Origin of the sequence: uncultured Campylobacter sp., assembly GCF_938031315.1 — a bacterium.
Lineage (GTDB): Bacteria > Campylobacterota > Campylobacteria > Campylobacterales > Campylobacteraceae > Campylobacter_B.
Map to the genome: position 1 here is coordinate 1 of NZ_CALHHT010000338.1, position 1,615 is coordinate 1,615.

Annotated in this window: 3 protein-coding genes; 1 reads left to right on the top strand and 2 read right to left on the bottom strand. The window is 46.8% G+C overall.

Annotated features, from left to right (window positions below; all coding sequences use genetic code 11):
- Positions 1–218: 218 nt before the first annotated feature.
- Positions 219–632: an acyl-CoA thioesterase gene (locus tag Q0236_RS08095; protein WP_297916751.1), complete on the top strand. Its 414-nt coding sequence runs from the start codon at positions 219–221 to the stop codon at positions 630–632.
- Positions 633–903: 271 nt separating this feature from the next.
- Here the strand turns inward: Q0236_RS08095 and Q0236_RS08100 are convergent, their stop codons facing one another.
- Entirely contained in the window at positions 904–1,119 is a 216-nt protein-coding gene (locus tag Q0236_RS08100; protein ID WP_297916753.1) for a hypothetical protein, read from the bottom strand.
- Between the two features lie 70 nt (positions 1,120–1,189).
- On the bottom strand, positions 1,190–1,615 hold a 426-nt coding region (locus Q0236_RS08105; RefSeq protein ID WP_297916755.1), incomplete at its 5' end, for an EI24 domain-containing protein.

Here is a 1,615-nt window from a genome sequence, read left to right on the forward strand (position 1 = left end):
TAGAGGGCGTTTAGCTGCGCCTTAGCGGCGGCGGCCATCTCGCTAAGTTTTGCAAAATCGTTCATCGCGTATCCTTTTTGCCGTTTTTATCGTTTGCAAGCGAGCAGAATTTTATCCCGCCCGCTTAAAATTTCGGCGTAGATTTTTGCCGATTGTATCGAAAAAGTGTTAAATTTACGCGGTTAAAATGGGCGAAATTTTAAAATTTAGGAGTGAAAATGCAGGATTTAAGCGATTTCGGCGAACCGCGCACCAAGATCGTGACGCTGCCGAAGGACACGAATAGCTCGGGCAATATTTTCGGCGGCTGGATACTCAGCCAGATCGACCTTGCGGGCGCGATCGCAGCGCAAGAGATAGCGCCCGAGCAGGTGGTGACGATCTCGATGGAAGAAGTGATTTTTAAGCGGCCCGTATTCGTCGGCGACGTGGTGAGCTGCTACGCAAAGGTCCTAGGCGTGGGCAACACTTCGATCCGCGTGCAGATCGAAGTGATCGCGCTGCGGCTGAGCGGCGAGGGATTTCGCGAGAGCCTGCACGTAACCAGCGCGATTGCGACATACGTAAACGTCACTAAAGACGGGCAGAAAAAGCCGATCAGCGCGGAGATCAAGCGGCTGCACGGGTTTTAAGCGGGGCTGCTTAAATTTAAAATTTTAACTCGCCCGGGCGGCTATTTTTGCGACTCGCAATGTTTAAATTTAATCTTTAAATCGGAATTTGCGCTCGCCGCTTTGAAACGAGCGCTTTTAAATTTAGCCGCTTTGCACTGTGACATTTCAGCTTTAAATTTAGAGCTACGGGAATTTTAAAATTTACTGGAATTTTGCGTGGAGTTTTAGAATTTTGCGGCGCGCAGATTAATAAGAAGATCAAAACGCGCCGCAGCACGTGCACTCGCGGCTAGTTTGCAGCGGCCTGAAGCTCTTCTGAAAGCTCGCTTTGTATCTCGGAGTTGCTCTTTACGACCATGCCCGAGCCGTGGATGACGCTAGGCATACAGGACGTGCAGATGTCCACATCCTCGCCGTTTTTGTGCGCTTTGATAAATACCGCGTTCTCATCCTCGCTGCTTTTTAGCGAGCAGATATTGCAAATGTAAATATTGCCTGATTTCATAAAAATCCTTTCAAAAAAATTGCCTTATTTTATGAAAATTTTAAAATTTTTCATTGATTTTAGTTAATTTTTAGCGATTTTTGATCAATTCTCGCTCGTCGATCAGCAAAACATGGCTTAAAAAGATAATGAAAAATAGCTGGAAAAACAGCCCCACTAACGGCACCAAGCACAGTAGATAAAAGACGAACGCGCTTAGGCTAAATTTATACCCGCCGCCCCTTTTGTAGCAGCGCTCGAAGCTTTTGGCGCTTAGCGTATTTGAGGCGACGTCGATCAAAATCAGCTTGTAATAGATATAAAAAAACGGCACGTTGATGATGAATAAATTTATCACCGGCACGAACAGAAGCACCGAGCAGATGAATAAGATCGCTAAAAATTTTAAAATTTCAAGAGCCGTCAGCTTCAGCACTCGCACTGTGCTCGCCTCGTCCGCGCGGCTTAGGCGGTAGTGGCGGGCGTTGATCTCTTTAGTGACCGTAGGCGTCAAAAA